Consider the following 17,196-nt stretch of genomic DNA (forward strand, 5'->3'; position numbering starts at 1 on the left):
TGTGAACCCTGTCAGAACAGGGGATCCGGGCACTGGAACGGCCTAACTTCGAAGTGTGAGCACTCGACATACCACTGACTGGTTCGTCCCCGTTCGTTGTGCCGGCGACATCGCCACCGTGCAGACCGGACGGCTGCCCGACGGACTCCACGTCGGCATCGCCTTCAGCTCGCTGGACCGGCTCCGCGCGGCGTCCGGCGCCCAGGACTTCATGCGCGTCTCGGAAGACAGCCTGCACGACATGCTCGGGCAGGTTGGGATCGCGAGGATCCAGCTCGACCCGACGCTGGTCGCCGTACCGGTCAGAGGCGCCGTAGCCAGCTGAGGCGACCCTCGTCCATCACCGCGTGGCCGTCGGCGCTGTCCGCGACATTGGGGTCGTGGGTGGCGATCACGACGGCCGCGCCCCGGCGGGCCTGTTCGTGCAGCAGGTCGAGGACCCGTTCACGGTTGGTGCTGTCGAGTTCGCTGGTCGACTCGTCGGCAAGGATCACCCGGCCCTGCTGGGCGATCCCGCGAGCGACCGCGACGCGCTGCTGCTCGCCGCCGGACAGCTCCTCGACCAGATGGTCGCCGCTCTCCTCGAGGCCGACGCCCGCGAGCGCCTCCTCGATCGTCCGCTCGACCTCTTCACCCGGCTTCCGGCTTGTCAGCAAGGGGATCGAGAGGTTCTCCCGCGCGGTCAGCACGCGCGCGAGTCCGTTGCCCTGCGGGATCAGTACGACGCCGTGCGCGGCCGCCGTCGGCCGGTCGGTGATCACCAGCCCGTCGATCTCGACCTGCCCCTTCGCCACCGGCACCGCACCGGCGATTGCCCACAGCAACGAGCTCTTGCCCGCACCCGACGGACCGCTGACCGCGAGCACGAACCCCGGCGGGACGGTCAACGACACGTCCGACACCGCGGTCACCTCGCCGTACCGCACGGTCACCTGGCTGACGTTGATCACTGGTTCCCCTCCTGCTCCACGGGGGTGAGCCGGATGACGCCGTCGTCGGTCGTGACCTGGACGAGAGTTCCGGCCGGCAACAGCTCGGCCACATGCGGGGGCAGCGGCAACGAGCCGTCGACCGCGACCACGGCGTACTCCTCACCGGACCTGCCCTCGGAGGCGATCCGGCCGTCGCGGATCGTGATCGTGCGGGGGAGGGTCGCCGCAACCTCCGGGTCGTGAGTGACCAGCAGGACCGTCATCCCGGTCTCGGTGTTGATCGTGCGGAGCGCCGCGAGGACCTCGTCGCGGGCATGGTGGTCGAGCTGGCTGGTCGGTTCGTCGGCGAGCAGCAGGCCGGGAAGGGTTGCGATGCCGACGGCAACGGCGCACAGCTGGACCTGACCAGGCGTCAGCTGGGACAGGGGTGTGGCCGCATGGTTGCCCAGACCAACGAGTTCGAGGATCGTCTCGGGCGTGGGCAGGTCGCGCCCGTCCGGTGCGGCCTGCTGGGCGTAGCGGATGTTGTCGGCCGGAGTCAGGTACGGAATCAGGTTGCGTCCGGCACCTTGCAGGACGATGCCGACGTCACCGGACCGCATCCGGTCCAGCTCGGCGTCGGTCATCGTGGCGACGTTGTGCTCACCGATCTGCAGCCGGCCCGCGCTCGGCGTCAGCAGACCGCCGCAGAGCTGGAGCAACGTCGACTTCCCGGCGCCGGACGGTCCGAGCAGCCCGACCAGCTCGCCGGGCCGGACGGTGATGCCGATACCGGACAGCGCGGCGACGTCGTGGCCGTGTGCACGGTAGATGTGCACCAGTCCCGTCGTACTGATCGCCAGCCCGCTCACGTCAGCTCCTCCCGGATGCGGTTGTAGGTGGAGCGTCTGTTGACGCCGCTGCCGAGCAACAACGTCACGGCTGCGAGGATCGCCGTACCTGCGGCCCAGAGGATCACGGCCACCGGCCAGCTGATGCCGAGGTCGAGTGGCACCGGGCCGCCGCTCGTCGCGAACAGCGGTATCAGCGGCAGCGCCACATGTGCGCCGACCAGCCCGCAGATCGTCCCGAGCAGGACGGCCAGTGCGACCGGACCGGTCTGCTCCCAGCGTGCGGCTCGCCCGGTCGCGCTCGCCGGTACGCCGGTGATCTTCAGGCTCGCGTAGTCCTGCGCACGTGACCGCCACGACGTGACGACGGTCAGCAGCAGTACGACGATCGCCAGCACCCAGGCCGCGATGCCGACCACCGGCGTCAACTGCAACGCGAGCGCGCTCGCCGACCGCCCGTACGCCGCGATCCGGTCGTCGCGCCGGTCGATCAGGTCGGCGTTGTACCCGGCCTGCGCGAGCTTGCTCGTGATCGTGTCGACGTTCGCCAGCCCGTCCTTGTTCAGCCAGAGCTCGAAGTCGGTGCCCTCTTCATCCACGACACCGCCGAGCCGCCGTACCGTCTCGAGATCGACCACCGCGGTGCGCTCGCTGTACCGGTTGACAGGCCCGCGCAGCCGGTCGATCCGGGCCAGGGTCATCGGGCTGCCGTCGGCCGCCGGGGTCGTGGTCGCATTGTCGACCCAGTGGTACTCCGGGGTGACCAGGGCGGGGACGACCGACGGCACGGTCCCGTACTGCACGAACATGTCGGCGCCGAAGCTCTTCATCGCGATCGTCAGCGCACCACCCGACGTGGCCGTGATCGAGCTCTGGTCGGAGCCCAGCTGCGGCACGGTCTGCCAGGACTCGGCCTTGCCCAGGGCAATCGTCGGGTGGTCGTCGCTGGAGATGTTGCTGATCACAACGTTGCCCTGGACACCGGCCGGGTCGAGTGGTTCGCGGCCGATGCCGAGCCGCAGCAGGTCACACCCGCCGAGGCAGTCGACGTCGGCCCGCAGTACGACGGCCTTAATCGACGGGAACTGTGTCGACGGGAACCGGATCGGCGGGAACGAGACCAGGAAGCGGGACCCGTCGCGGTGGCTGATCACGTTCGCCCGCAGGATCACGGACTTCGGCGTACCGCCGTCGATCTTGTCGCCGTTCGCGGCGCGGCTGATCAGCGGCTTGATCCCGTTCACCGAAACCGTGGCTGTCAGCTGCGAGCTGCGGAAGGCAAGCGGCGCGAGATCCTTCGGCGCCTGGAGCGTCTGCCAGCCCTGTGCGTCGGTGAGCTGATCGCCCTGGAACGCGACCCGGCGGAAGCTGTCCGGCTCGATCATCTCGGTCTGCAGCGTGTCGGGGGAGGGCGGCCGGGAGATCACGACCGGGGTGAGCCAGTGCCGGTCCGGGTCGATCTGGTTCACGGTTTGCAGGAACGACCCCAGATACAGGGAATTCATCCGCAGTACGCCCTCGGCGCCGGTCTCGTAGCCGGACCGGGTCTCGCGGTTGGCGGCGGCGATCGACGAGGCCTGGCCGGCGAACGTGAGGAGCGCGGCGGCGACCGCGACCGCGGCGACGATCCGGGTCACGGCCGGCCGGCGGGAGATCTGCAGTGCGCCGAGCGCGAGGCCGAGTCGGCCTCGGCGGAGTGCGGTGCGGCTGATCAGCCCGGCCGTCGGCAGCAGCAGGTGCGCGAAGATCAGGCCGGCCGCGAGCCCGAGCAGCGCGGGCGTGAGGACCGGCAGCGGGCCGCGACCGTCGCCGGTGAGCGCGGCGATCAGCCCGGCCACGGCGAACACGATGATGCACAGGTCGGCGACACCGATCGTCCGGCCGCGGCGGAGCGGGAGGACGCGCCGGAGCAGGTTGGAGATCGACTGCCGGACGGTGCCCCGGACCTGGAGCACCACGACGATCAGCGCGAGTACGGCGGCAACCACGAGCGCGACCGGTACTGTCCAGGGCAGTTCGATCGGTGCGCCGTGCCGCAGCCAGGTCGCGCGGACGATCAGCAGCAGCGCGAAGCCCGCGAGCCCGCCGAGCAGGGTGCCTGTCAGAACCGGCAGGCCGAGCTCGATGCAGAGGGCACGTTGGGTGCGTCGCGCGGACGAACCGCGCAGGCGCGACAGCGCGATCTCGGGGCGCCGCTGGTCGACCACGGCCGCCAGGGCAAGCGCCAGTACGACGACCGCGAACAACGCGACCTGCACCATCACCAGCGGGATGATCGTGGTCGCCTGCTTCCGCTCCGCCTGGATCTGGTCGACGAGAGTGGCCAGCGAGGACGTGTTCTGCGCGGCGACGCCGGTCTCCCTGGCGTTGCCGTTGACCGTCTCGGTCGCTTCCTTGAGGCGGTCCAGGTCGCCGAGCCGGGCCACGCCCGGGATCGGCCGGAAGTCCGACGTGACCCGCTGCGTCCAGTTGTTGCCGGCGAACGTCGAGTTGTCGGTGAAGAACTCGTTGGCCGCGCCCGGGTCCTTGTCGGCCGGCTTGTGCGAGTGGCCGGTCGGATAGTCGCCGTACCAGTAGTCGCCCCGGGCCTGTTTGGGCTGGTAGAAGCCGACGATCGTGAGCCGGCCGCCGCCCTTGCCGATGTCGCTCGGGGTCGCGGACAGGATCGTGCCGATGCGGAAGTCCCACGTCGTCTTGTCGACCGTCGAGGCGATCACCTCGTTCGCCGCGCTTGGGCAGCGGCCTTCGGTGACGTCGAGCTGCGCGCAGTACCCGTCCCGCCAGCGCACGCGGGCGCCGGGGGACGGGTCACCCTGTGTGGCCGGGATGCTCCAGCTGACGTCGTTGTAGATGCCGTGCAGGGGTGGGGTGAATACCGGCTTCAGATCGGCGGGGAGGAGCTTGTCGAGGTCCTCGGGGCGGGTGCTGACGCCGACCTGCGGGCCCGGTGAGGCGAGCAGCCAGGACGCGGGCAGGCTCTGGCCGGACAGGGTCTCGGTCATCACGGTCTGCTCGACTGCGCGGGCGAACCACGGCCCGAAGACGGCGCAGGCGCCGATCAACAGGCTGATGCCGGTCAGTACCAGGGCCTGGGCCCAGCGGTACCGCAGCGCCCGACGCAGGAACATGTCCACCCCTTTGCTGCCCGTTTGTTGCTCACTCGTGCCAGCCGAAGATATGGAATGTTGCGGTCTTTGTGCCTCGCGGCGGCAAAATGTCACAGTAATGTTGTCTGGACAGGAATATGGCTCACCCCGCGCCCCTGATGGTGCGGCCCGGCGGTAGGTTCGGGGCATGCGTGAATCCCAGCTCGGTGACCTGACCGTTTCCGCCCTCGGCCTCGGCTGCATGGGGATGTCCCAGTCGTACGGCGTCCGCGCCGACGACAGCGAGTCGATCGCGACGCTGCACGCGGCGATCGACGCCGGCTGCACCTTCATCGACACCGCCGACGTGTACGGCGACGGCGAGAACGAGGAGCTGGTCGGCCGGGCGCTGGCCGGGCGCCGCGACGAGGTGGTGCTCGCGACGAAGTTCGGCTTCAAACGGCCGTCTGCGGACGCGGTGGTGCCGACCGTCGTCGACGGTTCACCTGCTTATGCGCGGGAGGCTCTGGATGCGTCGTTGCGGCGGCTCGGCGTCGACCATGTCGACCTCTGGTACCTGCACCGGCGGGACCCGGCCGTGCCGATCGAGGAGACGGTGGGCGCGATGGCTGAGATGGTGGCGGCAGGCAAGGTCCGGTACCTCGGGTTGTCCGAGGTCAACGGGGACACGGTGCGGGCGGCACACGCCGTACATCCGATCACCGCCGTGCAGAGTGAGTGGTCGTTGTGGACGCGCGACCCGGAGACCGTCGTACTGCCGACGCTGCGGGAGCTGGGGGTCGGGTTCGTGCCGTTCAGCCCGCTCGGTCGCGGGTTCCTGACCGGGCAGATCAAGTCGGAGGCGGACTTCCCTTCGGATGACATGCGGCGGGGTTTGCCGCGGTTCCAGGGGGAGAACTTCCAGCGCAACCTCGACCTGGTCGCACAGGTGCAGGCCCTGGCTGCCACGAAGGGCGTGACGCCGGGACAGCTGGCGCTTGCGTGGCTGCTTGCTCAGGGCAATGACGTGGTGCCGATCCCGGGGACGAAGCGGCGGACGTACCTGGCCGAGAACCTCGGTGCTCTGGACGTCTCGCTGTCGGCTGACGAGCTGGCGTCGCTGGACGCGGCGTTCCCGCCTGACGCGGTTGTCGGGCAGCGGTACACCGAGAGCGGGATGGGCCTGGTGGGCAAGTGATCGGTGTCACCGGGTCGACCGGTCAGCTCGGTTCCCGGATCGTCGCGCGGCTGGCCGGCGTACCGCTGCGGTTGATCGTGCGCGACCCGGCCCGGGCTCCGTCGGTGCCCGGTGCGTCGGTCGCGCAGGCGGCGTACGGCGAGCACTCGGCGCTGCTCGAGGCGCTCGACGGGGTCGACGTACTGATGTTGCTGAGCGCAACGGAATCGGCCGATCGGGTGGCGTTGCACAAGGCAACGGTCGACGCGGCGGTTGCGGCTGGGGTGCGCCGGATCGTCTACACGTCGTTCGTGGGGGCGTCGCCGGGGGCGACGTTCACGTTTGCCCGGGATCACTGGCACACCGAGGAGCACATCCGATCCAGCGGGGTCGAGTTCACCTTCTTGCGGGACAACCTGTATTTGGACTTCGTGTCCGGCGGAGTGGGCGAGGACGGCGTGATCCGCGGCCCGGCCGGGGACGGCCGGGTGGCGGCGGTCTCCCGCGACGACGTGGCCGCCGTAGCCGCCACAATCCTCCGCACCGCCGACTCCCCTCCGACCACCCCGACCCCGGCAGCCTCTTCGCAGCCCACCCCCGCCGCCTCCGGCCCGCCCGGGACCTCGGCGGTTGCGTCCGGACCCTCCGCCGCTGCGCCGGCTGCCTCCGGTGCGTCCAGCACCTCCACCGCTCCGCCGTCCACCGCCGGCGCGTCTGGCGCGTTCGGCGCCTCTGGGGCGTCTGGGGCGTCCGGGGCGTCCGGGGCGTCCGGGACCTCCGGGACCTCCGCGGTTGCGTCCGGCGCCTCGGCCGCTGCGCCGTCGACCGCCGGCTCGGCCGGCCTGTCCGCGGCCGGCTCGGCCGGCTCTGCACCGGGGGCCGGCGACCACGTGGGGGCGACGTACGACCTGACCGGGCCCCGCGCGTTCACGCTGTCCGAGGCGGCCGCGATCCTGTCGGACGTCTGGGGCCGCAAGGTCCGGTACGAGCCGGAGACGCTCGACGAGGCGTTCCGCTCCCGCGAGTCGTACGGCGCCCCGGCGTGGGAGGTGGCGGGCTGGGTCACGTCGTACGCCGCCATCGCCAGCGGCGAGCTCAGCCAGGTGTCCACCGCCGTACGCGACATCACCGGCGTCGAGCCGACCGGGTTCGAGGAGTATGTCCGCGCGCAGTGAGAGACTGGTGCGGTGCCGCTCTACCGGGATCAGGCGATCGTGCTGCGCACCCAGAAGCTGGGTGAAGCAGACCGCATCGCCACGCTCCTGACCCGCGCCAACGGCAAGGTCCGCGCCGTCGCCAAGGGCGTCCGCCGGACGTCGTCGCGCTTCGGCGCCCGCCTGGAGCCGTTCAGCCACGTCGACCTGCAACTCGCGACCGGCCGGACACTCGACGTAATCACCCAGGCCGAGTCGATCGCGGCATACGGCGAGGGCATCGTCGGCGACTACGCCCGGTACACCACCGGCACCGTCCTGCTCGAGACCGCCGACCGCCTCGTCGTCGAGGAGAAGGAACCCGCCACCCAGCACCACCTCCTGTTGGCCGGCGCCCTAAGAGTCCTCTCCACCGGCGAACGCGAACCAGGCCTCGTCCTCGACTCGTTCCTGCTCCGCTCGCTGGCGATCTCCGGCTACGCCCCCTCGTTCGACGACTGCGCCCGCTGCGGCGAACCGGGCCCCCACCGAGCCTTCAACCCCGCCTCCGGCGGCATGGTCTGCACCACCTGCCGCCCCCCAGCCTCAGCCATGCCCAGCCCCACCACCGTCACCCACCTGGCCGCCCTCCTCACCGGCGACTGGCCCACCGCCCTAAAAGCCGACCCCAGAACCCGCCGAGAATCCACCGGCCTAATAGCCGCCTTCTTCACCTACCACCAAGAAAACCAACTCCGCTCCCTACCCCACCTAGACCTGACCTCGTAACTGAGAAGCAGGGAAAGATAGAGGGTTGTACAGAAGCTCCGAAGAGAGAAGTAAGGAAGAACAAAGAAAGAGAAGATAGGGAGGGGAGTTGGGTGTCGGCAGTCTCCGGCGGTCCAGCGCCGGTCATGACCTCCTCCGAGCAGTTTGTCCATCGCTGACTGCTGCTCCGCGTGTCGTCGGTTCTCCAGGCGCGACAACCTCGGCCAATTGCACCCAGCCGACGTGCACCGTTGATCGGAACGAGGCCGCACCATCGGCGACGTACTTCCGGAAGTCTGGCCCGATCACCGCAGGTCAATCCGGCATAGCCTTGCGCCTCTTAGCGATCCAGCAGATACGTTCGCGAATCACGCGTCGGCCGGAGCAAGCTCAGCACCCTAGGCCGTCAGACGGCACCGGCCGTACTCACTTGCGCTGCTCGGTGTCCTTAGCCTGCTCAACACCCGGCCCACTACTGGACTTCCGAGCTTCCGGCGCACCCTCAGGCGCTTGCGTCGTACCTGGCCGAGCCACACCTTCCAGCGCGGTGTACCGCGCCGACCCACGCTGATTCGCCGTCAGTATCGGCAACGTACCACGCTGTTCCGGAGGCACGACAGCATTCAGCTTCTGCGCAAACGACCGAAGCTCCTGCCCCTCCGCCATCTTGTCAATCAACGCCGACATGGTCTTCGGCTCCCGTCGATTTCGGTCCACCATCGCCTGCAGACCGGCCTGGACCCGCTCCGGCTCTTCGACGAGCTTGCGATTCAGGAACTGGTTCAGACTCTCGACGCGCATCGCGTTCGGACCCGACGACGGCGGCCTGAAGTCCTTCAGGTTGTCGGTGACCAGCACAGTCGACTCGCTCTGAACGGCCCCAGCCAGGACATGCCTGTCCTTGGGGTCCGCCTGCATCTGATCCTCCAGCTCCTGTGGAGGAGCCTCGACCATCGCGTCCTCGAACGCTGCGTTCATCCTCGAGATACGTCGGCCGATGGCCTGCTCCGACACCCCCGACGGTCGGTTGCGACGCATCTCGTCGATGACCTTCTCGGTCCAGCGCGGCTGGAAGACGCCCTGGTCGGCCAGTGACAACAGCACGTCGTTCGTCAGCTGTCCACGGACGACGTTGGCGTCCAAGAACGCGCGTTCGGGCTGGGGCCGCGGCGCGGGCGAGATCGACTCGGTCATGCCGTCAACTTTCGTCGTCGGCGGGATCGTCAGCCATCATCTCGTCGAGGATCGCGCGTCGCCGCCTGATGCGATCGTTGTCCCAGTTGATGACGTCAGCCAATTTCACCCAGTCGACGTACTCCGAGGAACGGAACGGGATCTCGCCGGCGCCGACATGTTTACGCAGGACGTCGCGCGCGATCCCGAGCGCATCCGCCGCCTCGTCGATCGGCAACTCGGTCCGCAACGGGATCACCTGCACCGCACGCCCTGCACGCATAGCGTCGAGCACATGCTGAACCGCCCGATACACGAGCTCCGGAATCTCCTCCCGGACCCCATCGGGCCGGATCACCGCAGGCCCATCCGGCACGAGTCCCCGCTGGTCGTCATCAAGCAAATAAATCCGCGACTCAGTCTCCGGTCCAAGCATGCACGAATTGTAATCTTTCCTAAGTTCTCCCAGGTCCGACTCGACCCGGGCGCCGCCGGTCTGGTAGGAGCAGTTCTTGACCGAGAAGTCGACCTGCGCTTCGACCTGGGCGGGCCACGCGCCCCCGGCACGCGCAAGCATGGACGAGCTCACCTCGCCATGCTGCTTGACTGCGTCCTCGACCGCACCAACGCCAGTGAGGTAGGGCGCGGACGTGAGCCGCAACTCTGCGTTAGCACCCGGTCTTGCTGGCTTCGACCGCGTCACGGCCGTCCGGATCAACCAGCACCGGGACAGCTTCTCCGATTCGGAGTTGGGTCGCGGCCTGTTCGGTCATCGCGATCTGGCCGGTGTCTCCTAGCGTGCTCTGCCAGGTGATTTCCCATTGGGCCGTGGCTGTCACCGGGTACTTGCAGTTGGGGAGCTTGTGTGAGGTCTTGGTGTAACTGTGCCCGCAGGTCGGCGATGCCTTCACGCCCATCGAGGCGTCGTACGGCGTGCCTGGGCCTTCACAACGCACTGTGCTTCCGTCGCCCATAGACCAGTTGACCGCTGTGACCTGTGCAGATGCGGTGACCGAAAGGCCCGGCACACTCGCGCCACGAACGATCGGACCCCAGGTGTTCTCCGATTTGTCTACCCACAGCCAGACGGGCATGTTCACAAGCCCGATCTGCCCCGCAGCCGGCGCGGTTCTCACCAGCGGTGGTGCGAGCTTCATGGTCGCAATTGCCTGGTAGACAAGGGTCAGAGGATCTACAACTACCGTGTCGGGTTTGCCTGGCAACCACACCCATTTCGTGACGACGTGTTTACCCTCGTCGTAACCCTGCTCGCGCAAGCATGCCCAAATGCTGCCGTCTGTGTGGCCCTCCCAGCGAGGATCACTGAGCGGCGGAGGTGGCGTCTCACGCCGCATGTAGCACTGCTGGCTGTTCGACCAGTTGCCGAGCACTGATGTACACGCCTGCAATGCACCGCCAGGAAGGTGGCAGATAGGTTTCTCTGTGTGCACTGGTTTCTTCGTCGGCTTCTTGCCGGGGTCGACACTGCCTGGCTTCTGAACGTAGCTCTTCAGGACCCACCCGCAGAAGTGCCGACTTCCAACGCATTTCCACACATAGTCGGGCCCGGGTTTCGGAGGGCGCTGCTCAGCGTCCGCGAGTTGCGGGTGGACCACGAGGATTGCGGTTGCTGCGATGATGCCGGCGAGCCGCCTCAACATACGCCCAGCTCCTTCTCCGTGATCAGCCACCAGTGCTTCACGCCGCCCGTCGCGGCAGGGGCGTAAACCATCCGAGACGAAACCTTCTGGCGCTTGCTTGTGCCCGCGCCGATCGGGATCGGCTTGCCGGTCTGCTGGGACCGAATGATGACCGCCGAACTGTCGATGCAGTTGATCAAGTCAACCTGTGGCTGCTCGAGCTTGAGATTGACGGCGGACACCTGCGTGTTGAGAACCTTCGTGCTGCCAGTCTCGTACCAGCCGTAGTCCTGGAAGTTGACGATGTCCTCGAGGACCGTAGTGATCCACGTCCCTCCGTTGCCGGCGCTCTCCAACTTGCCTCGGTCTGCCTTGGCCGGTGCCGCCAGGGCAGCGTCGATGGCGACCCGAGCGGCTGAGTACTGCTTCTTCGAGGCGGTGATCGCTGCCTGCTCCTCGGCCGTCCATTGAGGCCCCGAAGGTGTCTGCGACGGTCCTGGACTTGGTGAGGGCGAAGTGGGCACTGGAACGGTGTTCGGCCTGCCGGCCTCCGGGGATCCGTTGCACGAGGTCAGCGCTGTTAGGGCGCAGAGGGCTGCGAGTGCGGGTCCGAGTGGTGGTCGGCGGGGCATGGGGTGGGGCTCCGTTCTTGGGTTGCTGGTGGTGTAAGGGTTGCATACGGAGGGTGGTCGTGGGGGTGGGTTATCCACAGGTTGCAGGTTGCTGCAGGAGGGGGCGGGTGGGGTGGGAGGATCGGGGTATGTCGCCTATTGGTCGTCGTCGGGGTCGGGGAGTTTTGGGTGGGGGCCGGGAGAAGAAGGTGGTGGTGGCGCCGGACGTGCATCCATCCGGGGCGCGGGCGCCGGGGATTCCCAAGGAGCTGGTGCCTCGGCATGTGGCGATCGTGATGGACGGGAACGGGCGGTGGGCCAAGCAGCGGGGGCTGGCGCGGACCGAGGGGCACAAGGCGGGGGAGGCGAGCCTGCTCGATGTGATCAAGGGCGGGATCGAGATCGGGGTGAAGTACATCTCGGCGTACGCGTTCTCGACGGAGAACTGGGCGCGGTCGCCGGAAGAGGTGCGGTTCCTGATGGGGTTCAACCGCGAGGTGATCCATCGGCGCCGTGACGAGCTGGACGCGATGGGCGTCCGGGTGGTGTGGTCCGGGCGGCGGCCGCGGTTGTGGAAGTCCGTGATCGACGAGCTCGAGTACGCGCAGGAGCGGACCAAGGACAACGACACGATCACCCTGCAGTTCTGCGTGAACTACGGCGGCCAGGCGGAGATCGCCGACGCGATGAAGTCGATCGCGGCGGAAGTTGCCGCAGGCAAGCTCAAGCCGGACCGGATTACCGAGAAGACGATCGCGCGGCACCTGTACGCGCCGGACATCCCCGAGGTCGACCTGTTCGTCCGCTCGTCGGGGGAGCAGCGCACGAGCAACTTCCTGGTCTGGCAGCTGGCGTACGCCGAGATGGTGTTCCTCGACACCCTCTGGCCCGACTTCGACCGCCGCGACCTGTGGCGGGCGATCGAGCTGTACGCACAGCGCGACCGCAGGTACGGCGGCGCGATCCCGAACGAGGTCGCCACCGACGCCTGACCGTCGGCCGGCACCGCAACCGGCACCGCAACCGGCACCGCAACCAGCACCGCAACCATCAACGCACCGGGAACCGCCGGTCGACCTCGTTGCGTCTACGCTCGTTGTGCGAGGCATCAATCATGACGGGAGCGCGGGCCGGACCGGCGCGCGGCGGACGAAGGCGAGCTGATGGCGAACGAGGCGGAATACGCCCACTACACCAACCAGATCGCGACGGCGGTGACCGAGGTTCACACAACGCTGCGGTCGGTCACCTACGAGCTCGGCGACGACCAGGTCGGCCGGACGCTGGAGCTCCGGTCGCAGGATCTCGCGACGCTGCGGCCGGGCGTCGACGGCCTCGCAGCGGCCGAGCACAAGGCACAGGTGGCCGAGGGTGCGGCGAAGGCACCGGCCGGGGAGAACCTCGTCCGCACGTTCGCGGTGTACCAGGGTGACGTCGAACAGCAGTCGGCGCACCTCGGCAGGGTGCAGCGACAGCTGGGCGGTCTGAGCACCGGCACGACGCCGGACGACCGTCATTGTCTGCAAGCGGGATCGCAGGCTCTCGAAGGGGCTTTGCGGGATCTGGAACGGATCGAGCAGATGCCTGATCGTTCGACCGACGATGTCGCGAAACTGAAGTCGGGGGTCGAGTTCCTGAAGACCGTCGTCGACGACGTCGGCAAGCGGGTCGAGGCGATGACCGCCGAACTGTCGAACGGCCGGCAGGCGGCGTACAGATTCCACACCGCCGTGCCCGGGGACGTGCAGCCGTCCGACGAGCTCCGGCGGACCATCGGCCGGATGGACGATTCGATCGCCCGGACCGGCGACCACGCACAGCGCGTGCACACGGCCCTCGCCAGGAACAGTGCGGGGTTCGACGCCGTCGCCCAGTTCTCCGTCGACGTCGCCAATGGCGCGCTGGCGGCGCAACAACAGGCCGACAAGGAAGCCGCGCAGTTGGCCGATGCGGTGCGTGCCGGCGTCAACCCGACCGCGCGCGCCGACCAGCACCCGGTGGCGCACCAGCCGGAATCGAGCCTCAGCCGTCGCCTCGACGGTCCGGCCCAGGAGGGCGGCCTGAAGCTCTAACGCCCCGGCGAAGGCAGCAGGCCGCGTTCGATGGCGACCGTGACAGCACGCGTGCGGTCGTCGACGTCCAGCTTGGCGAAGAGACGCTGCAGGTGCGTCTTGACCGTGGCCTCGCCGATGAACAGCTCCCGCCCGATCTCCGCATTGCTCAGACCCCGAGCTACAGCAGCCAGCACCTCCAGCTCACGCGGCGACGGCGAAGCCGCGGCAGGTGCAGCCGGCGTACGCAGACGAGACATCAACCGCGCCGCAACCGGCGGAGCCAGAACAGTCTCACCACGAGCCGCGGCCCGGATCCCGTTCAGCAGTTCGGCATGCGGCGTGTCCTTCAGCAGATACCCCGCGGCCCCAGCCTCGACGGCATGCAGGATGTCGGTGTCGGTGTCGTACGTCGTCAACACCAGCACCCGCGTCGACGGATAGCCGGACACGATCGCCCCGGTCGCGGTCACACCGTCCATCCGCGGCATCCGCAGATCCATCAGTACGACGTCCGGCCGCGTCGACTCCACCAGCGCCACTGCTTCCGAACCGTCCCCGGCCTCACCGACCACGGAGATGTCCTCGGTCACCGACAACATCCCGGTCAACCCCGACCGCACGACCGGATGATCGTCGACCACCAGAACCCGAATCACGCATCCTCCTGCACAGCCGGAATCAACACCTGCACTCGCGTACCGCGCCCGGGCGCACTCTCCACCTGGACCGAACCGCCGGACTCCTCGACCCGCCCGCGCATCGCACTCAGCCCGAACCCGCCCGACTCGGCGCCCGGCGTGAACCCGGACCCGTCGTCGCGGATCTCGATCCACACCCCGTCGTCCGACAACCCGAGCGTGATCAGCACCTGCGTCGCAGCAGCATGCTTGCGGACGTTGGCCAACGCCTCCTGCGCCGACCGCAGCAACACCACCTGCTGCGCCTGCGGCAACGCCGCGACCTCGTCGTCCGGCAGGTCGAGCGAGACCTGTACGTCGACGCCCGTCTCGGCCGCGAACCGCTCCGCCTGCCGGCGCAGTACTTCGGTCAATGTTGCCTCCGACAACGCAACCGGGGTGAACGCGGCAACCAACGCCCGTGCCTCGGCGAGGTTCTCCCGGGCGGTGTCCTCGATGGCCGCCAGCCGCGCCGAAGCATCCGCCCCGCGCGACAGCTCCACTGCCGCCGCCTGCGCGAGCATCACGATGCTCGTCATCCCCTGCGCGAGTGTGTCGTGGATCTCCCGCGCCATCCGCTCCCGCTCGGCCATCACTCCGGCACTGTGGTGTGCCTCGGCGAGCTCGTCGCGCGCGGCCTCGAGCTGTTCGATCAGCTCGGCGCGCTGCTGACTCTGCGTGATGACCTTCTCGATCCAGATCCCGAACAGCAGACTGACCACGAGGCTGACCAGCATCCACGGCAGGATCTCCCAGAACGCGTTCCAGCCCCATCCCGCGCCCCACAACTGCGCCGTACCGACGCCGAGCACCAGCAGCAGGCTGAGCCCGATCCCCTCACGCACGTCCTCGCACAGCAACCAGATCTGCGCCGACGCGATGAACATCAGGAACACCGACTGCGGATAGATCCCGATCAGCACCACCAGCGACACGATCAGCACCAGCCGATACGCGTACGACGGGACCCTGCGCCGCGACCGGATCGCCGGCAGCCCGATGAACTGGTACGCCGCTGCGAGCACCACGACCGTACCGGCGAACACAGCCTGCCGCGCCGTCCCCAGATGTCCCAGGAACGACAGCGCCAAGGTCATCCCGAGCAGCACCCAGAACACGATGTGCCATCCGATCAGCGCCCGGGTCCACACGGGCTGTCCGGCGCCACCGCTCGAGCTCTGCACGGACCCCATCTTCCTCCACATCAGGATCCACACCCGAGGCCCGGTCCAAGCAGGGGTTGAAGACAGGCCGGTACGACGCCGGTCCGGAAGGTCCGACGTCGTACCGGTGACCTCGTTCATCAGCCCGCGTCCCGGCGGGTCCAGCGGAACACCCGCTGGGCGAGGAACAGGCCGACGATCAGCCAGATCGAGAGCACGATCGCGCCGGTGCCGAGCTGCCAGGACTTGGCCGGCTCGGTGAGTTCGAACCCGTCCGGCAGGAACACCGACCGCATGCCCTGGGCGAGCCACTTCAGCGGGAACACCGAGGCGACGTTGCGCATCCAGGCCGGCAGGCTGCTGTAGACGAAGTAGACACCGGACATGAACTGCAGCAGCAGGACGACCGGCGTGATCACCGCGGACGCGGCCTTGCCGGACTTGGGGACGACGCTGAACGCGATCCCGAGCACCGAGCCGGACGCCGTACCGAGGATGAAGATCCAGACGAAGTTCACCCATCGGTCGGGCTCGGAGGGCAGGTCGACGCCGAGCAGCAAGCCGGAGATCGCCAGCAGCAGCGCGATCTGCGCGACCGAGGTGATCAGGACCTGGCCGATCTTGCCGATGAAGTAGGCCTGCGGGGGCATCGGCGTACCGCGGAGCCGCTTGAGCAGGCCTTCGTCGCGCTCGAGCGCGATGCTGATCGCGAGCGACTGGAAGCTGCTCAGGAAGATGCCGGAGGCGATCATCCCCGGGGTGAAGTAGGTGGCGGCGTTGACGCCGTCGAAGTCGGTGTTGCCGAAGACGGCGGAGAAGATGCCGAGGAAGATGATCGGGAAGAAGAACGTGAAGATCAGCGCTTCGCGTTCGCGGAAGAACTCGCGGACCTCGAGCCGGGTCCGGGCCAGGCCTACCGAGAGGGTGGACGGCAAGGGTTTGGTGTCGGCCATCAGAGTGCACCAGCTTCGATCGCAACGGCGGGGGTGTCGGCGGCGGCCTTGCCGATCAGGTCCAGGTAGATGTCTTCGAGGCTCGGGCGCCGTACTTCGAGCTCGGGCACCTCGCCGCCGAAGCGGGCCATCAGCGCGGCGACCTCGGCGGTCGGCTGGTCGGTGCGCAGTTCGTGTTGTCCGTCGGCGTCGACCCAGGAGACCCGGGCGGTCCGGGCGCCGCGTCCGCCGAGCGTCTCCGGCGTACCGATCTCGATCATCCGGCCGTCCGCGATCACACCGACCCGATCGGCCAGGTGTTCGGCCTCGTCCAGGTAGTGGGTGGTGAGCAGGATCGTGGTGCCTTCGGTGCGGAGCTCCTCGATCAGCGTCCAGAACTGCCGGCGTGCTTCCGGGTCGAACCCGGTCGTCGGCTCGTCCAGGAACAGCAGCTCCGGGTTGCCGATCACCCCGAGTGCGACGTCGAGCCGCCGGCGCTGACCGCCGGACAGCTTGCGTGGGCGGGTCTTGCGCTTCTCCTCCAGGCCGACGGCGGCGATGACCTCGTCCGGATCGCGCGGGTTCGGGTAGTAGGCGGCGTAGTGGTTGACCAGCTCGGACACCGTCGACTCGGCCTCGTCACGCGAGGTCTGCAGTACGATCCCGAGCCGGGACCGCCAGTGCCGGTCGCCGTCTGCCGGGTCCGTCCCCAGCACACTCACTTCACCGTCGTCGGCCCGGCGATACCCCTCCAGAATCTCCGTGGTCGTCGTCTTACCGGCCCCGTTGGGGCCGAGCAGGGCGAAGACCTCGCCCCGGTGGATGTCCAGATCGACACCGTCGACCGCGACCTTGTCCGGGTACCGCTTGACCAGGCCGCGCACCCTCACTGCGTTGTCGTTCTCCATGCCTCAACTCTCCCGTCGGGCGGTGCTCCCGAGGGAGCACCGCCCGACGGACTCCCTGTCCACCGACCGGGGGACACGGCGGCGTACACGCCGAGGGGGCTGACGGGAGTGG

Annotated in this window: 17 protein-coding genes; 6 read left to right on the plus strand and 11 right to left on the minus strand. The window is 68.4% G+C overall.

Going from position 1 to position 17,196, the window contains the following annotated elements; genetic code table 11:
- The first annotated feature begins 55 nt into the window (after positions 1-55).
- The gene (locus ABT313_RS10075) at positions 56-325 is read left to right on the plus strand and encodes an SAV_915 family protein (protein WP_350850699.1); all 270 of its coding nucleotides are present in this window, start codon (positions 56-58) and stop codon (positions 323-325) included.
- Here the strand turns inward: ABT313_RS10075 and ABT313_RS10080 are convergent.
- Genes ABT313_RS10080 through ABT313_RS10090 form a run of 3 tightly spaced genes read right to left on the minus strand, consistent with a single transcriptional unit; the run spans position 303 to position 4,890 of the window.
- Positions 303-950 (minus strand): ABC transporter ATP-binding protein, encoded by a 648-nt coding sequence (locus ABT313_RS10080; protein ID WP_350850702.1) that lies wholly within the window; start codon positions 948-950, stop codon positions 303-305. The genes ABT313_RS10075 and ABT313_RS10080 overlap by 23 nt on opposite strands.
- Entirely contained in the window at positions 947-1,783 is an 837-nt protein-coding gene (locus ABT313_RS10085; RefSeq protein WP_350850704.1) for an ABC transporter ATP-binding protein, read from the minus strand. The genes ABT313_RS10080 and ABT313_RS10085 overlap by 4 nt, the downstream gene beginning before the upstream one ends.
- Positions 1,780-4,890 (minus strand): FtsX-like permease family protein, encoded by a 3,111-nt coding sequence (locus ABT313_RS10090; RefSeq protein WP_350850706.1) that lies wholly within the window; start codon positions 4,888-4,890, stop codon positions 1,780-1,782. The genes ABT313_RS10085 and ABT313_RS10090 overlap by 4 nt, the downstream gene beginning before the upstream one ends.
- Before the next feature lie 166 nt (positions 4,891-5,056).
- Here ABT313_RS10090 and ABT313_RS10095 point away from each other — a divergent pair, with 166 nt between their 5' ends.
- From ABT313_RS10095 to recO, 3 genes are read left to right on the plus strand one after another with little or no spacing between them, the layout of a single operon-like run.
- The gene (locus tag ABT313_RS10095; RefSeq protein WP_350850708.1) at positions 5,057-6,046 is read left to right on the plus strand and encodes an aldo/keto reductase; all 990 of its coding nucleotides are present in this window, start codon (positions 5,057-5,059) and stop codon (positions 6,044-6,046) included.
- Complete coding sequence (locus ABT313_RS10100) at positions 6,043-7,200, plus strand: SDR family oxidoreductase (protein ID WP_350850710.1); 1,158 nt, start codon at positions 6,043-6,045, stop codon at positions 7,198-7,200. Before ABT313_RS10095 ends, ABT313_RS10100 begins: the two co-directional genes overlap by 4 nt.
- A 12-nt stretch (positions 7,201-7,212) precedes the next feature.
- Positions 7,213-7,947, plus strand: coding sequence for a DNA repair protein RecO (gene recO / locus ABT313_RS10105; RefSeq protein ID WP_350850712.1), 735 nt, complete (start codon positions 7,213-7,215; stop codon positions 7,945-7,947).
- 405 nt (positions 7,948-8,352) lie between these two features.
- On the opposite strand, the gene ABT313_RS10110 is transcribed toward recO, so the two are convergent.
- From ABT313_RS10110 to ABT313_RS10125, 4 genes are all read right to left on the minus strand, one after another.
- A complete protein-coding gene (locus ABT313_RS10110; protein WP_350850714.1) occupies positions 8,353-9,120 on the minus strand; it encodes a PIN domain-containing protein in 768 nt (255 codons plus the stop codon).
- Positions 9,121-9,124: 4 nt separating this feature from the next.
- Positions 9,125-9,688, minus strand: coding sequence for a hypothetical protein (locus ABT313_RS10115; protein WP_350850716.1), 564 nt, complete (start codon positions 9,686-9,688; stop codon positions 9,125-9,127).
- 79 nt (positions 9,689-9,767) lie between these two features.
- On the minus strand, positions 9,768-10,760 hold the full coding sequence (locus ABT313_RS10120; RefSeq protein ID WP_350850718.1) for a hypothetical protein: 993 nt from the start codon (positions 10,758-10,760) through the stop codon (positions 9,768-9,770).
- Positions 10,754-11,095 carry a hypothetical protein gene (locus tag ABT313_RS10125; protein ID WP_350850720.1) on the minus strand — a complete coding sequence of 114 codons (342 nt, stop codon included), beginning with the start codon at positions 11,093-11,095 and terminating at the stop codon, positions 10,754-10,756. Before ABT313_RS10125 ends, ABT313_RS10120 begins: the two co-directional genes overlap by 7 nt.
- 404 nt (positions 11,096-11,499) lie before the next feature.
- Between ABT313_RS10125 and ABT313_RS10130 the strand changes: the two genes are divergently transcribed.
- Positions 11,500-12,342 (plus strand): isoprenyl transferase, encoded by an 843-nt coding sequence (locus ABT313_RS10130; protein WP_350850722.1) that lies wholly within the window; start codon positions 11,500-11,502, stop codon positions 12,340-12,342.
- Between the two features lie 171 nt (positions 12,343-12,513).
- Entirely contained in the window at positions 12,514-13,422 is a 909-nt protein-coding gene (locus tag ABT313_RS10135) for a hypothetical protein (protein ID WP_350850725.1), read from the plus strand.
- Here ABT313_RS10135 and ABT313_RS10140 read toward each other — a convergent pair.
- From ABT313_RS10140 to ABT313_RS10155, 4 genes are read right to left on the minus strand one after another with little or no spacing between them, the layout of a single operon-like run.
- Positions 13,419-14,060: a response regulator transcription factor gene (locus ABT313_RS10140; RefSeq protein WP_137253840.1), complete on the minus strand. Its 642-nt coding sequence runs from the start codon at positions 14,058-14,060 to the stop codon at positions 13,419-13,421. The two genes, ABT313_RS10135 and ABT313_RS10140, sit on opposite strands and share 4 nt — an antisense overlap.
- Positions 14,057-15,385: a sensor histidine kinase gene (locus tag ABT313_RS10145; protein WP_350850727.1), complete on the minus strand. Its 1,329-nt coding sequence runs from the start codon at positions 15,383-15,385 to the stop codon at positions 14,057-14,059. Before ABT313_RS10145 ends, ABT313_RS10140 begins: the two co-directional genes overlap by 4 nt.
- On the minus strand, positions 15,385-16,197 hold the full coding sequence (locus ABT313_RS10150) for an ABC transporter permease (protein ID WP_350850728.1): 813 nt from the start codon (positions 16,195-16,197) through the stop codon (positions 15,385-15,387). The genes ABT313_RS10145 and ABT313_RS10150 overlap by 1 nt, the downstream gene beginning before the upstream one ends.
- Complete coding sequence (locus ABT313_RS10155; RefSeq protein WP_350850730.1) at positions 16,197-17,084, minus strand: ABC transporter ATP-binding protein; 888 nt, start codon at positions 17,082-17,084, stop codon at positions 16,197-16,199. The genes ABT313_RS10150 and ABT313_RS10155 overlap by 1 nt, the downstream gene beginning before the upstream one ends.
- Positions 17,085-17,196 lie beyond the last annotated feature (112 nt).

The sequence above is a fragment of the Kribbella sp. NPDC000426 genome (assembly GCF_040300265.1).
Taxonomy (GTDB): Bacteria; Actinomycetota; Actinomycetes; order Propionibacteriales; family Kribbellaceae; genus Kribbella.